This window comes from Streptomyces qaidamensis (genome assembly GCF_001611795.1).
Classification (GTDB): domain Bacteria; phylum Actinomycetota; class Actinomycetes; order Streptomycetales; family Streptomycetaceae; genus Streptomyces; species Streptomyces qaidamensis.
The window spans coordinates 641,071-655,952 of sequence record NZ_CP015098.1 but is presented as its reverse complement, the minus strand read 5'-3'; the positions used below and the strand labels follow the sequence as shown (position 1 = coordinate 655,952).

Here is a 14,882-nt window from a genome sequence, read left to right as displayed (position 1 = left end):
CAGCGGAACCTCACGGAGCGGTCCGCGGCGTCGCGCACGGCAGCGAGCACGGCGATCAGGTCCACGCCCCGCGTCCGTGCCGCAGCGCCACCAGCACCCACCCCACCGCGGGTACGACCGCGGACGCGGTGCCGAACCCCAGAGGAAATGGTGCACCTGGACACACACCCCCGCCCCAGGGCCACCCGTCCCAAGCGAAGGCCACCACTCTGGTCAAGGATGGATCCATGGGGCATCTCCGATGCGCTCCGTGCCCGCCCCAGCGATTCATCGACGACGGAAGGGCCGGAGATCGAGGAGGAACAGCCATGAAGGGCTTCGTTTTCCACGGTCCCGGGCGGTCCGCCTGGGAGGACGTTCCGGACCCGGGTATCAAGGACCCCACCGACGCCATCGTCCGGGTCGATGCCGTCACCATCTGCGGAACGGACCTGCACATCCTCAAGGGCGACGTGCCGGAGGTGCCCTCCGGGACGGTGCTCGGTCATGAAGCGGTCGGCGAGATCGTCGAGACCGGCAGCGACGTGCGCACCGTCCGTCCGGGCGACCGGGTCCTCGCCTCCTGCATCAGCGCCTGCGGCCGCTGCCGCTTCTGCAAGGACGGGGCATACGGTCAGTGCCGGGGCGGCGGGGGCTGGATTCTCGGCCACCTGATCGACGGCACACAGGCGGAGTACGTCCGCGTGCCCCACGCCGACCTGTCCGTGCACCCGCTGCCGGGTGCGCTGGAGAGCCAGGACGCCGTGCTGTTCGCGGACATCTTCCCGACCGCCTACGAGGTGGGCGTGATCAACGGGGGAGTACGGCCCGGTGACACGGTCGTCGTCGTCGGAGCCGGGCCGATCGGACTCGCCGCGATCCTCACCGCCCGGCTGTACTCGCCTGAGCGGATCATCGCCGTGGACCTCGCCGACTCCCGGCTCGAGGCCGCCAGGCGGTTCGGTGCCGACGCCGTCGTCCCCGTGCGGGACGAGCCGGAGCAGCTCGTCGCCGATCTCACCGACGGTATCGGCGCCGACGTGGTCATCGAGGCGGTGGGAGTGCCGGAGAGCTTCGAGATGTGCACCCGCATGGTGCGGCCCGGCGGCCGGGTGGCCAATGTCGGCGTCCACGGCAAGCCCGCGACGCTGCACCTCGAAGACCTGTGGATCAAGAACGTGACCATCACCACCGGTCTGGTCGACACGTCCTCCACGCCCACGCTGCTGAGGATGGCGGCCTCCGGTCGTGTGCCGACCTCCGAACTGGTCACCCACACCTTCCCAATGGACCAGATGGAGGAGGCCTACGAGGTCTTCGCCCGTGCTGCCGACACCGGCGCGCTCAAAGTGGTGCTCGGCGAGCAGCGGCACGACGAACTGGCCGTCCCGGCGGCCTGACCCGGAGGCAAGCGCTGAAGCAGAGGGAGCGGAGGCTCTCAGGACTCCGCGGCCGTGGCCCGGCCACTGAGCAGCACACCGGTCACCAGATCCGGCCGGATGCGGACCGCGTGGTCCATGGTCCGCTCCACCCAGGGGCGAAGCATCGACTGGTAGCGCGCCAGCTCCCGCTGGTCGGTGACCAGACTGGCGTAGCCGGTGACGACGACACTCCAGCCGGCGTGTGTCTCGGGGTCGATGGCGTCGGCTTCGTACGCCACGACGACTGCGCGCTCGTCCGCGGGGTGGGTGTGCAGGGTCAGGGCGGCTTCCTCGTGGGTGCGGATGACGATGTCGCCTCCGTCCAGGACGTGGTTGACCGGACGGACCTGCGGCAGCGCGTGGCGAGTGAAGACGATCCGGCCCAGCGACACGCTGCCGAGCAGCCGCAGTGCCTCGGAGCGGTCCAGCTGCGTGCTCTGCATCGGTGCGGCCGGGGAAGGCCGGTTGTTCTCGATGGTCATGGTTGCTTCCGGATGATGAGTGCCGCGCCTACGGCTCACGATGATTACCGCGCCTACGGCTCACGTCGGCCGGTGGTCATTCCGATGGAACGCCCAGTGGCCGCTGCGGAACAGGGCCGAACGGCCCTGGAAAACCGTCTGGCTGTCCCGATGAGGTGACCCTGCTCGTATCAGGGCCGAACGGCCCTGGCCTTTCGGCCCGTGAGCGAGAAGGATCCGGTGGGAGAAGCCTGACCGCCCACTACGGACAGTGGTTTGACAACGCGGACGAGGAGTTCCTCATGGCGGACGGCGAACTGCGGCCCGGTCCGGACAACCCCATCCGGGTCTTCCTGCTGGACGACCACGAGGTCGTACGGCGGGGGGTGCACGACCTGCTGGACGACGAGCCGGACATCACCGTGGTCGGCGAGGCGGCCACCGCCGAGCAGGCTCTGGTGCGTGTCCCCGCCCTGCGGCCGCAGGTGGCGGTGCTGGACGTGCGCCTGCCGGACGGCGACGGCGTGAGTGTGTGCCGGGAGCTACGGTCACGCATGCCGGAGCTGGCCTGCCTCATGCTGACCTCCTTCGACGACGAGGAGGCGCTGCTCGACTCGATCATGGCCGGGGCATCGGGGTACGTGCTGAAACAGATCCAGGGCTCCGATCTGGTGTCGGCCGTGCGCACGGTGGCCCGCGGCCAGTCGCTGCTCGACCCGGCCGCCACGGCCAAGCTGATGGCACGGCTGCGCGAAGGCGGTGAGCAGCACGAGGACGAACCCGAGGCCCTGCCCGGTCTCACCGCGCGGGAGCGCGAGATCCTGGCCTTGATCGGTGAGGGTCTCACCAACCGCCAGATCGGCCAGCGGCTCTACCTCGCCGAGAAGACGGTGAAGAACCACATCTCCAGGCTCCTGGCCAAGCTGGGAGTGGAACGGCGCATCCAGGCCGCCGTCATCGCCACGCAGGTGCAGGACAGGCACAGGAGCGAAGGGCGCTGACTCCCGGCCGAGGGCCGCCGGGCGAGCTGGTCAACATGCACGGCCGGTACGAGAATGAAGGGTGGTGTGTCGTGGTCTCGGTCGGGCTCCCCCTGGTGGGATCGCCGCTGCGGCCTCCGGAATCATTGCCGTGGTGGACCTGGAGGATGTCCGGTGGCAAGCTCCGACGAGTCTCCCAAGGCCCGCGTCCGGCTGCCGCAGCTGAAACTGGACGAGCTGCTGGAGGAGCTCCAGGCCCGCCTGGACGCGGCTCGCGGCACCCGTGACCGCGTGCACAGCCTGCTGGAGGCGGTGCTGTCGGTCGGCCGCGAGCTCGATCTGGAGCAGGCCCTGCGCAGCATCGTGCAGGCCGCGGCGGTGCTCGTCGACGCCGAGTACGCCGCGCTGGGCGTGATCACGCCGGACGGCAAGAAACTGTCGGACTTCCTGACCGTGGGCGTCGACGACGGCAAGATCGCCGAGATCGGGCACTATCCGGAGGGCCACGGCATCCTGGGCGAGCTGATCCGCCATCCCGAACCACTGCGGCTGGCGAAGATCTCCGAGCACCCGGCATCGTACGGTTTCCCGGCCCATCACCCGCCCATGAACACCTTTCTGGGCGTCCCGATCCGGGTGCGCGACCAGGTGTTCGGCAATCTGTACCTGACCGAGAAGCGCGGCGGGGCGCAGTTCGACGAGGAGGACGAGTCGGTCCTGTCCACCCTGGCGGTCGCGGCCGGCGTCGCGATCGACAACGCCCGCCTGTACGAGGAGTCACGGCTGCGGGAGCGCTGGTTGCAGGTCAGCGCAGAGATCACCCAGAGTCTGATGTCCGGCAGCGAACGGGGCGACGTTCTGCGGCTGATCGCGGAGCGGGCCCGGGAGATCACCGCGGCGACTCTCGCCGTGGTCGCCGTGCCCGTGGACGACATCGGCGCGCTCACCGTGGAACTGGCCATCGGAGCGGGCGCCGACGCTCACCGCGGACGGGTGCTGCCGGTGGAGGGCAGCCTGATCGGCCGGGCCTTCTCCGGCGGGAGCCCCGTCACCAGTGCCGACCTTTCGAGCGACGAGAGGGTTGCGGCCGACCCGGCACGCGTCAGCGGCCTCGGCCCGGCCGTCGCCGTCCCCATCGGCACCGGCGCGGGCGTACGGGGTGTCGCGCTGCTGGTGCGTGAAGCGGGCCAGCCGGTGTTCACGGGGAAGGAGACCGCGCAGTTGCAGGCCTTCGCCGGGCAGGCGGCCGTCGCCATGGAGCTCGCCGACCGCCGCCGGGACACCGAGCAGATCGCCATGCTCCAGGACCGCGACCGCATCGCCCGCGACCTGCACGACCTCGCCATTCAAAGGCTCTTCGCCACCGGTATGACGCTGCAGAGCGCAGGCCGCTTCATCGAGCACCCCGAGGCGTCGGAACGTGTGGTGCGAGCGGTGGACGACCTCGACGAGACCATCAAGATCATCAGGTCGACGATCTTCGGCCTGCGCTCCCGCGAGAACGCCGGCGCCCCCGGCCTGCGCTCCCGCGTGGTGCGCGTGGTCGGGGAGACGGCGCCCCTGCTGGGCTTCGCGCCCAGCGTGCGGATGGAAGGGCTGCTCGACACCCAGGTGCCGAAGGGGATCGCCGACCATGTGATCGCCGTCCTCTCGGAAGCACTGACCAACGTCGCACGGCACGCCCACGCCGGACACACCGACGTGGTGCTGGAGACCGACGACAGCGAGGTGCGGCTGTCGGTGACCGACGACGGCGTGGGCATCGCGCCCGGTGGCCGCCGCAGCGGGCTGCGCAACATGGCCGAACGGGCCGAGCAGCTGAACGGAACACTGGAGGTGACCAGCCCGGCCGGCGGCGGTACGTCGCTGTTGTGGTGCGTACCGGTGAAGCAACCCTGAGCCTTGCTCCCGCCAGGGCAGATCGGCACATCTGCGAACTCACCCACACCTGTGCCGCGCGCGGCGGGCACCTGGGCCTGGGAACCGCGTCCACCATGCTCCTCCTGGTGGAGTTCGCCCTGCGCGGGGTGCGACCGGCCCTTCGGCGATGGGCCGAACGGTCCAAGGCCGGGACCTGCGCCCCCTGCACCGCGACCGCTCCTCGGGGCGAACCTGAAGACGGACGCAGGTGACTGCATGACTCCACGGTGGTGCCCGCCCGACCGCCGCTCCAGGGCCGAACGGCCCTCATCGGGGGTCTGGACCGCCCGCATGCGGCGGCGTCCGTGCCGACCGAGACTGGGCGTGGGGGCCGGTCGGCCCTCTGCGAGGACCTGGCGGCCCCTGCACGGTGTCGGCCTCGGTCCGTGGGGCCGGTGGTGAGGAGCACAACGGACTCAGGAGGTGCGCGTCAGGCCTGCGCCTGTCCTCGCCGGAGTCGACGGATCCGCGGCGCGCCTGGCCGCCGCCGAGTGGGGCGCCGGCCGTCCGCCGGGTCCGCACCCGGGCCCCGTCACCCACGTCGTCGTCCATCACGTCGGCCGCCCCGTAGCCGTCGTGCCGCACGAGTGAGAGACCCGATCCGAGATGAGCACACCCATCCGGTACGTGTACGAATTCGCCGAGGGCAGCCGGGACATGGCCACCCTGCTCGGGGGCAAGGGGGCAGGTCTGGCGGAGATGACCCGGCTCGGTCTGCCCGTGCCGCCCGGCTTCACCGTCACCACCGAGGCATGCCGCACGTATCTGGCGACCGGCCAGGAGCCGCCTGAGCTGGGCGTGCAGGTGGCCCATGCGCTGGCGAACCTGGAGCGTGCCATGGGTCGCGATCTCGGCCGGGCCGACGATCCGCTGCTGGTGTCCGTTCGTTCCGGAGCGCGCTTCTCGATGCCCGGGATGATGGAGACCATCCTCGACATCGGTCTCAACGACGACTCCGTGGCCGGGCTCGCCAAGGCCTCCGGGCAGGAGCGGTTCGCCTGGGACTCCTACCGCCGCCTGCTCCAGATGTTCGGCCACACCGTGATGGACGTGGACGCCGGCCTGTTCGAACAGGTCATGGGGGCACACAAGGCCGCGCTGTCCGCGACCGACGACCACGCCCTGGACGCCGAAGAACTGGGACGCGTCGTGGAGGAGTTCAAGGCCGTCATCCGCCGAGAGACGGGGGAGGACTTCCCGCAAGACCCCTTGGAACAGCTCTACCGCGCCGTCCGCGCGGTCTTCGGCTCCTGGAACAGCGAACGCGCCCGCGTCTACCGCCGCCGCGAGCACATCCCCGACGACCTCGGCACGGCGGTGAACATCCAGGCGATGGTCTTCGGCAACCTCGGTCCCGACTCCGGCACCGGCGTCGCCTTCACCCGCGACCCCGCCACCGGCGAGCGCGGCATGTACGGCGACTATCTGCCCGACGCCCAGGGCGAGGACGTCGTCTCGGGCGTGCGGAACGCCGTACCGCTGGCCGAGCTGGAGCATCTCGACCCCCGGGCCTACGGACAGCTCGGTGATCACCTGCGCACTCTGGAGGCCCACTACCGCGACCTGTGCGACGTCGAGTTCACAGTCGAGCGCGGACGGCTGTGGATCCTGCAGACACGGGTGGGCAAGCGCACTGCCGAGGCCGCATTCCGCATCGCGCACGAGCTCGGCACGGCGGGCACGATCACGCCCGACGAGGCTCTGGCCCGCGTCGACGGCACGGAGCTGACGCGGCTGATGTTCCCCCGCTTCGCCACCCGCGCCTCCGACGTGCCTCTCGCACACGGGGTTCCTGCCTCGCCGGGTGCTGCGGTGGGTGTCGTGGTGTTCGACTCGGACGCCGCCGTGCACCGTGCGGCCGCAGGACAGCAGACCGTCCTGGTCCGCCGCGAGACCACCCCGGAGGACCTGCCCGGCATGATCGCCGCGGAGGCGGTTCTGACCAGCCGGGGCGGCAAGACCAGCCACGCCGCCGTCGTCGCCCGCGGCATGGGCAAGGTCTGCGTCTGCGGCGCCGACGCGCTGGTCATCGACTCCGCCGCCCGTCAGTTCACGACGCCCGCCGGTGCGGTGGTGCGCGAGGGCGACACCGTCTCCGTCGACGGCACCGCCGGAACGGTGTACCCGGGCACCGTGCCGCTCACCGCCTCCGAGGTGAGCGGGACCCTGGAGACAGGCATGGCGACCGGACCCCTGACGCAGGCCGTTCTCAGCCTCCTCGACCACGCCGACTTCGTCCGGCGTCTCGAAGTCCGCGCCAACGCCGACACACCCGAGGACGCCGCACGCGCCCGAAGGCTGGGAGCCCAGGGCATCGGGCTGTGCCGCACCGAGCACATGTTCCTCGGCGACCGCAGGGCGCTGGTCGAGGCGATGATCCTGGCCCGCGACGACACCGCGCGCGAGGCGGCCCTGGCCGCCCTGCTGCCGCTCCAGCGCGAGGACTTCACCGGCATCCTGGCGGCCATGGACGGACTGCCGGTGACGATCCGGCTGCTCGACCCGCCGCTGCACGAGTTCCTGCCCGACCGCACGGACCTGGCCGTCCGCATCGCCTCCGCCGCCCGTCCCGATCCGCACGACCGCGAGCTCCTCACCGCCGTCGAGCGGATGCATGAACAGAACCCGATGCTCGGGCTGCGCGGGGTGCGCCTCGGGCTCGCCGTACCCGGTCTGGTCGCCATGCAGGTCCGGGCGGTTGCCGAAGCCGTCGCCAGGCGGCTGCGTGACGGCGGCCGGCCCCGCGCCGAGATCATGATCCCGCTGGTGGGGACGGTCGAGGAACTGCGGCTGGCGCGTGCGGAGGCGGAGCGCGTGCTCGCGGAGGTCGCGACGGAGACGGGGACCACCCCGGACTGTCCGATCGGCACCATGATCGAACTGCCCCGTGCGGCGCTCACCGCGGGCAGGATCGCCGAGGTGGCCGACTTCTTCTCGTTCGGCACCAACGACCTCACCCAGACGACCTGGGGCCTGTCCCGCGACGACGCCGAGGCGTCCTTCTTCCCCCTTTACCTGGAGAAGGGTGTCTTCGCCGCCTCCCCCTTCGAGACCCTCGACCAGGAGGGCGTGGGGCGCCTCGTGGAACTAGCCGTCAAGGCCGGCCGTGCGGTCAACTCCCGTCTGGAGACCGGCGTGTGCGGCGAGCACGGCGGTGATCCGGAGTCCATCCACTTCTTCCACCGGGCCGGGCTGGACTACGTCTCCTGCTCACCGTTCCGGATTCCGGCGGCGAGGCTGGAGGCGGGGCGCGCGGCACTCACCGGTGCCGCCGGCGGCGACAGCAGATGACATCGCGGCGTGCTCGCTCCGGACCACGCCGCCCTATACCGGTTCACCTCCAGGTTCACGCGGGCTACGGTCCGGGCGCGAGGGCCGCCCGGTGATCAAACGGCCACAGGCACGTCAGTCGCCCAGCGCGGCGAGAGTGGCGTCGAGGTCGGTCGCCCTGGGCCGGTTGTGCGGGAGTTTGGCGAGCAGGCGGGCCATGCCACAGGTGTCGGTGACGGCGGAGAAGACCAGGCCGCCGGCGACGCCCGCGGAGATCCACCGCGCCCCGGGACGGAGCCGTCCGGCCAGCAGGCCTGCCAGGACGAGGGCCCCGGCGGTGAGGCGTACCTGGCGTTCCATCGGCCAGGGCGCGCGGATGCCGGCGGGGCGGTGGACGTCGTGGCCGAGCTGCGTCCAGGTGCTGGTGCCTCCGGTGAGGGTGGCAGCCGGTACGCCCGCCTCCGCCAGCCGTCGGCAGGCCTCGGCGGAACGGGTGCCCGAGGCGCACACGACCAGGAGGTCGCCACGCTCGGCGGCCGCCTTGAGGGTGGTCAGGGCCGCGTCGAGGTGGTCGAGCGGGACGTTGTGGGCGCCGGGCAGGTGGCCGGTCGCGTATTCGCCGGGGGTGCGTACGTCGATGACGGTCAGCTCGTGAAGACGGGCGCTGGCCTGGTCGGGGGTGAGGGCGTCGTGTGCCATGGGAATTTCCTCTGCTCTCTGTGCGTCACCCCTTCGGTACGATACCCATGGGGGTATCCGAAGGAGTGTGGGTCATGGAACTGGCGATGGCGGCTGAGGAACTGAAGACGGTGGTCAACAGGTTGCGTCGGGCTCAGGGCCAGATCGCCGGTGTGATCAAGATGATCGAGGAGGGGCGGGACTGCGAGGACGTGGTCACCCAGCTCGCGGCGGCGTCCCGGGCGCTGGACAAGGCGGGCTTCGCGATCATCGCCACCGGTCTCCAGCAGTGCCTGACCGACGGGGACATGGCGGCCTCGGAGGATCGTGAGGAGATGCGGGCGCGGCTGGAGAAGCTCTTCCTGTCGCTCGCCTGACGCCAGGCGCACCGGTCCGGCCTGCCACGGTTGCCCGTTCATATCAGGGCGTCGACGAGCATGAACACGGCCACAGCCAGCAGCACGCCGGCGAACACGCGTTGCAGCAGGGTGCCGGAGACCTTGGTGGCCAGCCGCTTGCCGTCCCAGGCGCCCAGGATCGCGGCCCCGGTGAACGGCGCGATGACCGCCCAGTCGACGCCCGTCGTAGTGGCGCCCCTGGTGGCCAGAGATGCGAGCGAGTTCGCCGAGATGACCAGCAGGCTCGTGCCGATCGCGGCCTGCATCTCGAACGCCAGCACCGTGACGAGGGCCGGGACAGCCAGAAAGCCTCCGCCGACGCCGAGCAGCCCGGTCAGCGCCCCCAGCCCCGCGCCGGCTCCGGCGGCCCGGGCCGGCCGTGCGCTCTGGGGCCCTGCGGGAAGGTCCTGGGCGGGGCGGAGCATGCGGACGGCCGCGGCTGCGGCGACGGCGGCGAACGCGGCGGTCAGCAGCGGCTGCGGCAGCCGCCCCGCCAGGGCTCCGGCCACGGCGGCGGGCAGCAGCCCCGCCGCCGCGAACAGGGCACCGGTCCGCCACCGCACGTTCCCGGCGCGGGCGTGGCCGTACAGGGCGGTCAGCGAGGTGGCGACGACGATGATCAGGGCGGTCGTGGTGGCCGCCGCCGGGGTGAATCCCAGCAGATAGATCAGCGCGGGCACCGCCAGGACGCTGCCGCCGCCACCGAGCGCGCCGAGCGCCAGCCCCACCACCCCTCCGGCGATCAGGGCGAGGATCAGCTCGCTCACGCTATGACACCGCCGCTGCCGTTCACACCGGTGACCGGCAGGCCCTGCCGGGCCCAGGCGGTCATGCCCCCGGTGACGTCGGTGGCCTCCAGGCCGGCGGCGGTCAGCAGGTCCGCGGCCGTGCGGGAGCGGTTCCCGGAGCGGCAGACGGCCACCACCCGCTTGCCCTCCGCGGCGGTGGGGAGGGGGGCTCCCGCCATCAGCCGGGTGAGAGGAAGGTGCAGCGCCCCGGGCGCGTGCCCGGCGTTCCACTCCTGCGTCTCGCGGACGTCGAGGAGGACGGCCTGCCCGTCGGCGACCAGCCGGTGGGCCTGTTCCGGGGTGACGCGGCCGGAGCCGCGTCGGAAGAAGGGCGACATGGTGCGTCTCTCCGTACGGAAGGTGCGATGTGGTTCAGTCGGCGGCGACGGGCCCGGTGACCGGCAGCCCGGCTTCGCCGGCGGCGGTGAAGGCGTCGTCGACGGCGACCACCTCACGGCCGGCGGCGTCCAGCAGGGAGGCGGCGATCGCCGCGCGCATCCCGCCGGCGCAGTGCACCCACACCACACCCGCGGGCACCTCACCGAGTCGGCCGTGCAGCTCGTGGACGGGGATGTGCACCGAGCCGTCGACGAACCCGTCGGCCCGCTCGGAAGCGCGGCGCACATCCAGCACCACCACCTGGTCGTCCTTCTCGCGGGCCTCGGCGAGATCGGCGAAGCGGGCGCGACGGAACGAGGCCGGCCGCTCGCCTTCGCGAACCCAGGCGTGTGGCTCTCCGGTGGCGGCGGCCGCCGGACGGTCGATGCCCACGCGGGCCAGTTCCCGCTGCGCCGCGCTGATCTCCTCCCGCGTGGAGGCAAGCAGGGTGACGGGCTTGCCCCAGGGGATCAGCCACGCCAGGTAGGTGGCCAGTTTGCCCTCGCCCTCGAAGTTGAACGAGCCGGCCACATGGCCCTCGGCGAACGCGACACGGTTGCGCAGGTCCACCACCCACTCTCCGGCCGCCAGCCGGGAGGCGATCTCCTCGGCGTCGGCCGACCGTGGCGGGGTGAGGTCGACGGGCGTAGGGCCGGAGACGTTGGCCGGCCCCATGTGCGCGTAGTACGCGGGCACGTCGTCCAGGCCGGTGAGCAGCTGTGCGACGAAGGTGTCGACGTCCATGGTGAGGGCGTCGTTGTTCTTGCGCTCCGCGCCGATCGTCGTCGCGTCTCCCTCGGCCTGTGACGAGGAGCAGAAGCTGCCGAAGCCGTGTGTGGGCAGCACCCGCACGTCGTCGTCGAGGGTGTCGGCCAGTCGATGTGCGGAGGCGTGCTGGGCGCGGGCCAGCCGCTCGGTCAGCCGCGGCTCCACCAGGTCCGGGCGCCCGACGCTGCCGATCAGCAGTGATCCGCCGGTGAAGGCCGCCACGGGCCTGCCGTCCTCCTCAAGGACATAGGACGTGTGGTGCGGCGTGTGGCCAGGAGTGGCCATGGAGCGCAGGAGCAGACTCTCGTCCACCGCGATCGAGTCGCCGTCGGCGACGGGTGTGCGGTCGAAGGACACCGAGGCCCCGGCCGGCACCAGGTAGCGGGCCCCGGTCGTGCGGGCCAGCTCCAGGCCGCCGGTGACGTAGTCGTTGTGCACATGGGTCTCGGCCACGTACGCGATGCGTACCCCGCGGCGGGCGGCTGCCGCGATGACCTGATCGATGTCGCGCGGGGGATCCACCACGACTGCGGCCTCGGGACCTCCGGCCAGGTAGCTGCGGTTGCCCAGGCCCTCGATTTCCAGGGTGTCGACGAAGAACACGGCTACGACTCCTCTAGGGACGGTGTACCCCGGGGGGTATCTGTTCTTCACCGTAACAGAAATACCCCCGGGGGTATTTCCGGAGGGTGGCGTTCGTCAGTGGCCTCGCGAGGAGGTACCCGCCGCGCCGACCAGCGTCAGCCACCGGAGCAGCCCGCCTGGGTCGGCGGCCCCGCACTGGAAGCCGACATGCCCGTCCGGACGGACCGCCACCAGACCTCGGCCCGGACTGTTCGCCAGTCGGAGGACGGTGACCCGGGCGCCGGTCGCCGCCTGCGGCGGGGGATCGGCGTCGCGCTGCACGAGCAGGTGCACACCCGGGCCGGCCAGCAGCTGGTGCAGCCGCTGCGGGCCCCCTCCGATGCCGACGGCCGCGTCCGGCACGCGGTCGCCCGGGCGGGGGGCGCCCCGCAAGGGAGGTGTTCCCTGCACGGACAGGGGGCTGTGCCGGTAGTTCACCCGTAGCTGGGAGACGACACGGACGACCTCGGCGACCAGCCGACGCCGCTCCAGCAGGGCGGGCACGAACGGGGCCGCGTGCGGGGCGGCCACCCCGCGCAGCCAGGAGGGGATCCGCCCCGTCGACGCCTCCGCCCAGAACGCCGTGTGCGTGAGGAGGAGCCGGCGGTGGGCAGCCGGCCTGCGCTCCCCTTCGTAGGAGTCCAGCAGCACGTCGTCACCGGGCCCGGCCGCGGACCCGACCCCGGCACGTCCTGCCGCGAAGGCGAGCTTCCAGCCGAGGTTCACCGCGTCCTGGATGCCGGCGTTCATGCCCTGACCGGTGGCTGGTGAGTAGTTGTGTGCCGCGTCACCGGCGAGGAAGAGCCGTCCCCGGCGGAACCGCCGAGCGAGGCCGCAGCGCAGCGGCACCCGCGCGGACCACGCCAGGCGCTCGATCAGCGCCCGCGTCCCCGCGTCGTTCAGCAGGCGCTGGAGCTCGGCCTGCGGGACGGCGGGGCCGGGCTGGCCGAAGTCCCGCCCGGCCCCGCCACCGGCCGCCCGTGTGGCCAGCAGCCGCCAGGAGGCCTGCTCTCCGAGCCGGAAGAGGAACACCAGTCCGTCCCGCCCGGCGAACACCTGAGCACCGGAAGGACCGGGATGACCGGAGGCACTCGCCAGGTCGAGATCGGCGAGGATCACCTCCACGGCGTACGGCCTGCTGTGCCACCCGATACCGGCGCAGGCACGCACGGTACTGGCCGGGCCGTCGCAGCCCGCGACGAAGAGGCAGTCGATCTCCTCCGTGCCGTGCGGGGAGCGCAGGACGGCCGACGCGTTCTCGCCGCCGTCGCGGGCGGCGATCAGCTCGGTTCCCCGCTCCACGCGCACTCCGCGCTCGGCGAGCGCCCGCGTCAGCACGTCTTCGACGTCCGTCTGCCGCACGAGGGACAGGTGCGGAAACGCCGTCTCGGGCAGTGCGAAGCCGGCCAGCCTGGTTTCGACTGCGCGGGAGCCGAGCCGGAGAACTGCCGCCGGGGCGGTGTCCGACCGTTCCAGCACGGCGTCGGTGACCCCGAGGGGGCGCAGCACCTCCAGGGTGCGTGGATGCAGGATCAGGGCGCGGGAGGGCCGGAAGAGATCGGGCCGCCGCTCCACGAGCCGGACCCGTGCCCCGTGGTCGTGGGCCTCCAGCGCCAGGGCGAGGCCGGTCGGACCGGCCCCGACGACCAGGATGTCCACCGTCATGGCCGCGTCCCGGCCGTCACGCGCCACCAGCCCGGGGCGTCGTCCCGCGCCGCGCCCTCGACCGGTCCGGGGTCCGCGAGGACATCGTCGCGGCGCAGCCCGGGCAGCACGGTGTAGCCGATGGAGCCGGGCACACTGACCAGGGCCAGGACCCGCCACAGAGAACGGGCGTAGTGTTCGGCGCGCTGCGGGCCGTCCCACTCGTACAGGCCGCGGTACCGGCCGTCCTCGTCGTGGGCCAGCCACAACTTCGAGGTGAAGCCGGGGAAACCGACGAACAGCGGAGTGTTCAGCAGGCTCTCCGCCCGGAACAGCGCGTGCCCGGGACCGTGGACCAGGCGCAGCCGGAAGACGACCACCAGCGTGCACGGATGCCGCGCCAGTCCGCTGCCGAGTCGGGTCTCCCGGTACACCCGGGCGGAGGTGCCGTCGGCGAAGCGGAAGCGCGTGCCCACCCGTTGCGTCGGCAGGTGGACCCGGCGCCGGGCGAGCAGCGCCCAGGAGGAGAGGAAACATGCGGCCACGGCCCGCCAGGCCTCACCGGGGGCGAGCGGCTTCTGTTCGCTCATGACGGCCTCCTTGCTCTGCCGGCGCTCGCGGCCACCGGTGACACCGAGATGCCGGGCCGTGGCCGGGATCAGTGGTGAGGGACAACGGCGATCGGGCGGCGTCCGTGATGGACGGCCGTCTGCACGAGGGGACGTAGCTCTCGGCGGGTTCCGGTCCCTGTCGGACTCCGAGGCCGCTTGGAGCTGGGCGTTCTCGGCGTTGTCGGGGACCAGCGGGCCGGTGGCGCGACGTTCCGGTGAGCCGTCGGGGCCCACGGTGACGACGTGTCGCATGGCGGCCGCCTTCCTCCCGGAAGAAGCTGGGGATGCGGCGGGCGATCAACGATCTGAAAGGCGAACGATCAGAACCTCATGGCACGCCGATCGTGGTGTGTTCTCTCTTTCGAGGATCGCCCGACAGCCGCCACCGCGCATGGGCCGAGCGGCTCGCACCGGGGCCCGCTGCCGGGGACGGAAGTCCGGTCGCGCCGGGACCTTCGGCCCTGTGACCGAGACCGTCGCCGTTCGATGGTGGGACCAAGTGGTGGAGAACGATCGCCGGCAAGCGCCTCGGCCATCTCTCCGATTCCCGGCCCCAACTTCTGAATTCGGTTGGCATCAGCGGCGACCGCATGCTCTGCCGGGGGCAACCGGCCCAGGCGCGTCCGGCCGATCCGCGCCAAGCTGGAACTGCGGTGCACAACCCGCACATCGCCAGCGCCGTGAGGAGGCATCGCCATGAAGGCCTACGTCCTTCACGGTCCCGGACGCTCCGCAGGGCAGGACGTGCCGGACCCGGACGTCCAGGAGTCCTGGGCCATGATCGACGGCACCCAGGCCCAGTACGCCTGCCCACCGGGCAGCTGGTCACGCGCACCTTCCCGCTGAACCACATGGAGGAGGCGTACGACGTCTTCGCCCGGGCCGCCGACACCGGCGCGCTCAAGGCCGTGCTGGGCGAGGAGCCGCACGAGGAAGTCGTCCCCCACCGGGCGGCCTGACGA

14 protein-coding genes and 1 pseudogene are annotated in these 14,882 nt (G+C 72.0%); 8 read left to right on the top strand and 7 right to left on the bottom strand.

Annotated elements, in window-relative coordinates; translation table 11 throughout:
• The first annotated feature begins 308 nt into the window (after window positions 1-308).
• Window positions 309-1,379 (top strand): zinc-dependent alcohol dehydrogenase family protein, encoded by a 1,071-nt coding sequence (locus tag A4E84_RS02880; protein WP_062925027.1) that lies wholly within the window; start codon window positions 309-311, stop codon window positions 1,377-1,379.
• Between the two features lie 38 nt (window positions 1,380-1,417).
• Here the strand turns inward: A4E84_RS02880 and A4E84_RS02875 are convergent, their stop codons facing one another.
• The gene (locus A4E84_RS02875) at window positions 1,418-1,882 is read right to left on the bottom strand and encodes a pyridoxamine 5'-phosphate oxidase family protein (protein WP_062925026.1); all 465 of its coding nucleotides are present in this window, start codon (window positions 1,880-1,882) and stop codon (window positions 1,418-1,420) included.
• 281 nt (window positions 1,883-2,163) lie between these two features.
• On the opposite strand from A4E84_RS02875, the gene A4E84_RS02870 reads away from it, so the two are divergent.
• The 4 genes from A4E84_RS02870 (at window position 2,164) to ppdK (ending at window position 8,052) form a co-directional block, all read left to right on the top strand.
• The gene (locus A4E84_RS02870; RefSeq protein WP_062925025.1) at window positions 2,164-2,862 is read left to right on the top strand and encodes a response regulator; all 699 of its coding nucleotides are present in this window, start codon (window positions 2,164-2,166) and stop codon (window positions 2,860-2,862) included.
• Between the two features lie 153 nt (window positions 2,863-3,015).
• Window positions 3,016-4,740 (top strand): sensor histidine kinase, encoded by a 1,725-nt coding sequence (locus tag A4E84_RS02865; protein WP_062925024.1) that lies wholly within the window; start codon window positions 3,016-3,018, stop codon window positions 4,738-4,740.
• 444 nt (window positions 4,741-5,184) lie between these two features.
• A complete protein-coding gene (locus tag A4E84_RS42800; RefSeq protein ID WP_159029546.1) occupies window positions 5,185-5,352 on the top strand; it encodes a hypothetical protein in 168 nt (55 codons plus the stop codon).
• Window positions 5,353-5,367: 15 nt separating this feature from the next.
• Window positions 5,368-8,052: a pyruvate, phosphate dikinase gene (ppdK, locus tag A4E84_RS02860; RefSeq protein WP_062925023.1), complete on the top strand. Its 2,685-nt coding sequence runs from the start codon at window positions 5,368-5,370 to the stop codon at window positions 8,050-8,052.
• Between the two features lie 114 nt (window positions 8,053-8,166).
• On the opposite strand, the gene A4E84_RS02855 is transcribed toward ppdK, so the two are convergent.
• Complete coding sequence (locus tag A4E84_RS02855) at window positions 8,167-8,730, bottom strand: rhodanese-like domain-containing protein (RefSeq protein ID WP_062925022.1); 564 nt, start codon at window positions 8,728-8,730, stop codon at window positions 8,167-8,169.
• Window positions 8,731-8,804: 74 nt separating this feature from the next.
• Here A4E84_RS02855 and A4E84_RS02850 point away from each other — a divergent pair, with 74 nt between their 5' ends.
• A complete protein-coding gene (locus tag A4E84_RS02850; RefSeq protein WP_062925021.1) occupies window positions 8,805-9,086 on the top strand; it encodes a metal-sensitive transcriptional regulator in 282 nt (93 codons plus the stop codon).
• A gap of 38 nt (window positions 9,087-9,124) precedes the next feature.
• Here the strand turns inward: A4E84_RS02850 and A4E84_RS02845 are convergent, their stop codons facing one another.
• The 5 genes from A4E84_RS02845 to A4E84_RS02825 all read right to left on the bottom strand — a co-directional run bounded on the left by A4E84_RS02845 (window position 9,125) and on the right by A4E84_RS02825 (window position 13,899).
• Complete coding sequence (locus A4E84_RS02845) at window positions 9,125-9,874, bottom strand: sulfite exporter TauE/SafE family protein (protein ID WP_062925020.1); 750 nt, start codon at window positions 9,872-9,874, stop codon at window positions 9,125-9,127.
• On the bottom strand, window positions 9,871-10,233 hold the full coding sequence (locus A4E84_RS02840) for a rhodanese-like domain-containing protein (RefSeq protein WP_062925019.1): 363 nt from the start codon (window positions 10,231-10,233) through the stop codon (window positions 9,871-9,873). The genes A4E84_RS02845 and A4E84_RS02840 overlap by 4 nt, the downstream gene beginning before the upstream one ends.
• 34 nt (window positions 10,234-10,267) lie before the next feature.
• Window positions 10,268-11,644: an MBL fold metallo-hydrolase gene (locus A4E84_RS02835; RefSeq protein WP_062925018.1), complete on the bottom strand. Its 1,377-nt coding sequence runs from the start codon at window positions 11,642-11,644 to the stop codon at window positions 10,268-10,270.
• Between the two features lie 96 nt (window positions 11,645-11,740).
• Window positions 11,741-13,330 (bottom strand): FAD-dependent monooxygenase, encoded by a 1,590-nt coding sequence (locus tag A4E84_RS02830; protein WP_062925017.1) that lies wholly within the window; start codon window positions 13,328-13,330, stop codon window positions 11,741-11,743.
• The gene (locus A4E84_RS02825) at window positions 13,327-13,899 is read right to left on the bottom strand and encodes a hypothetical protein (RefSeq protein WP_062925016.1); all 573 of its coding nucleotides are present in this window, start codon (window positions 13,897-13,899) and stop codon (window positions 13,327-13,329) included. Before A4E84_RS02825 ends, A4E84_RS02830 begins: the two co-directional genes overlap by 4 nt.
• A 717-nt stretch (window positions 13,900-14,616) precedes the next feature.
• Here A4E84_RS02825 and A4E84_RS43200 point away from each other — a divergent pair.
• Both A4E84_RS43200 and A4E84_RS41960 read left to right on the top strand, forming a co-directional pair.
• Entirely contained in the window at window positions 14,617-14,766 is a 150-nt protein-coding gene (locus A4E84_RS43200) for a hypothetical protein (RefSeq protein ID WP_162494361.1), read from the top strand.
• Window positions 14,724-14,879: pseudogene (locus A4E84_RS41960) on the top strand (alcohol dehydrogenase); the annotation flags it as partial. The gene A4E84_RS43200 and the pseudogene A4E84_RS41960, both read left to right, overlap by 43 nt.
• Between the last annotated feature and the right edge of the window lie 3 nt (window positions 14,880-14,882).

Coding starts and splice junctions, on each gene's coding strand:
- A4E84_RS02880 (WP_062925027.1), top strand. CDS start 309: ATGAAGGGCTTCGTTTTCCACGGTCCCGGGCGGTCCGCCTGGGAGGAC.
- A4E84_RS02875 (WP_062925026.1), bottom strand. CDS start 1,882: ATGACCATCGAGAACAACCGGCCTTCCCCGGCCGCACCGATGCAGAGC.
- A4E84_RS02870 (WP_062925025.1), top strand. CDS start 2,164: ATGGCGGACGGCGAACTGCGGCCCGGTCCGGACAACCCCATCCGGGTC.
- ppdK (WP_062925023.1), top strand. CDS start 5,368: ATGAGCACACCCATCCGGTACGTGTACGAATTCGCCGAGGGCAGCCGG.
- A4E84_RS02855 (WP_062925022.1), bottom strand. CDS start 8,730: ATGGCACACGACGCCCTCACCCCCGACCAGGCCAGCGCCCGTCTTCAC.
- A4E84_RS02850 (WP_062925021.1), top strand. CDS start 8,805: ATGGAACTGGCGATGGCGGCTGAGGAACTGAAGACGGTGGTCAACAGG.
- A4E84_RS02840 (WP_062925019.1), bottom strand. CDS start 10,233: ATGTCGCCCTTCTTCCGACGCGGCTCCGGCCGCGTCACCCCGGAACAG.
- A4E84_RS02830 (WP_062925017.1), bottom strand. CDS start 13,330: ATGACGGTGGACATCCTGGTCGTCGGGGCCGGTCCGACCGGCCTCGCC.
- A4E84_RS02825 (WP_062925016.1), bottom strand. CDS start 13,899: ATGAGCGAACAGAAGCCGCTCGCCCCCGGTGAGGCCTGGCGGGCCGTG.
- A4E84_RS43200 (WP_162494361.1), top strand. CDS start 14,617: ATGAAGGCCTACGTCCTTCACGGTCCCGGACGCTCCGCAGGGCAGGAC.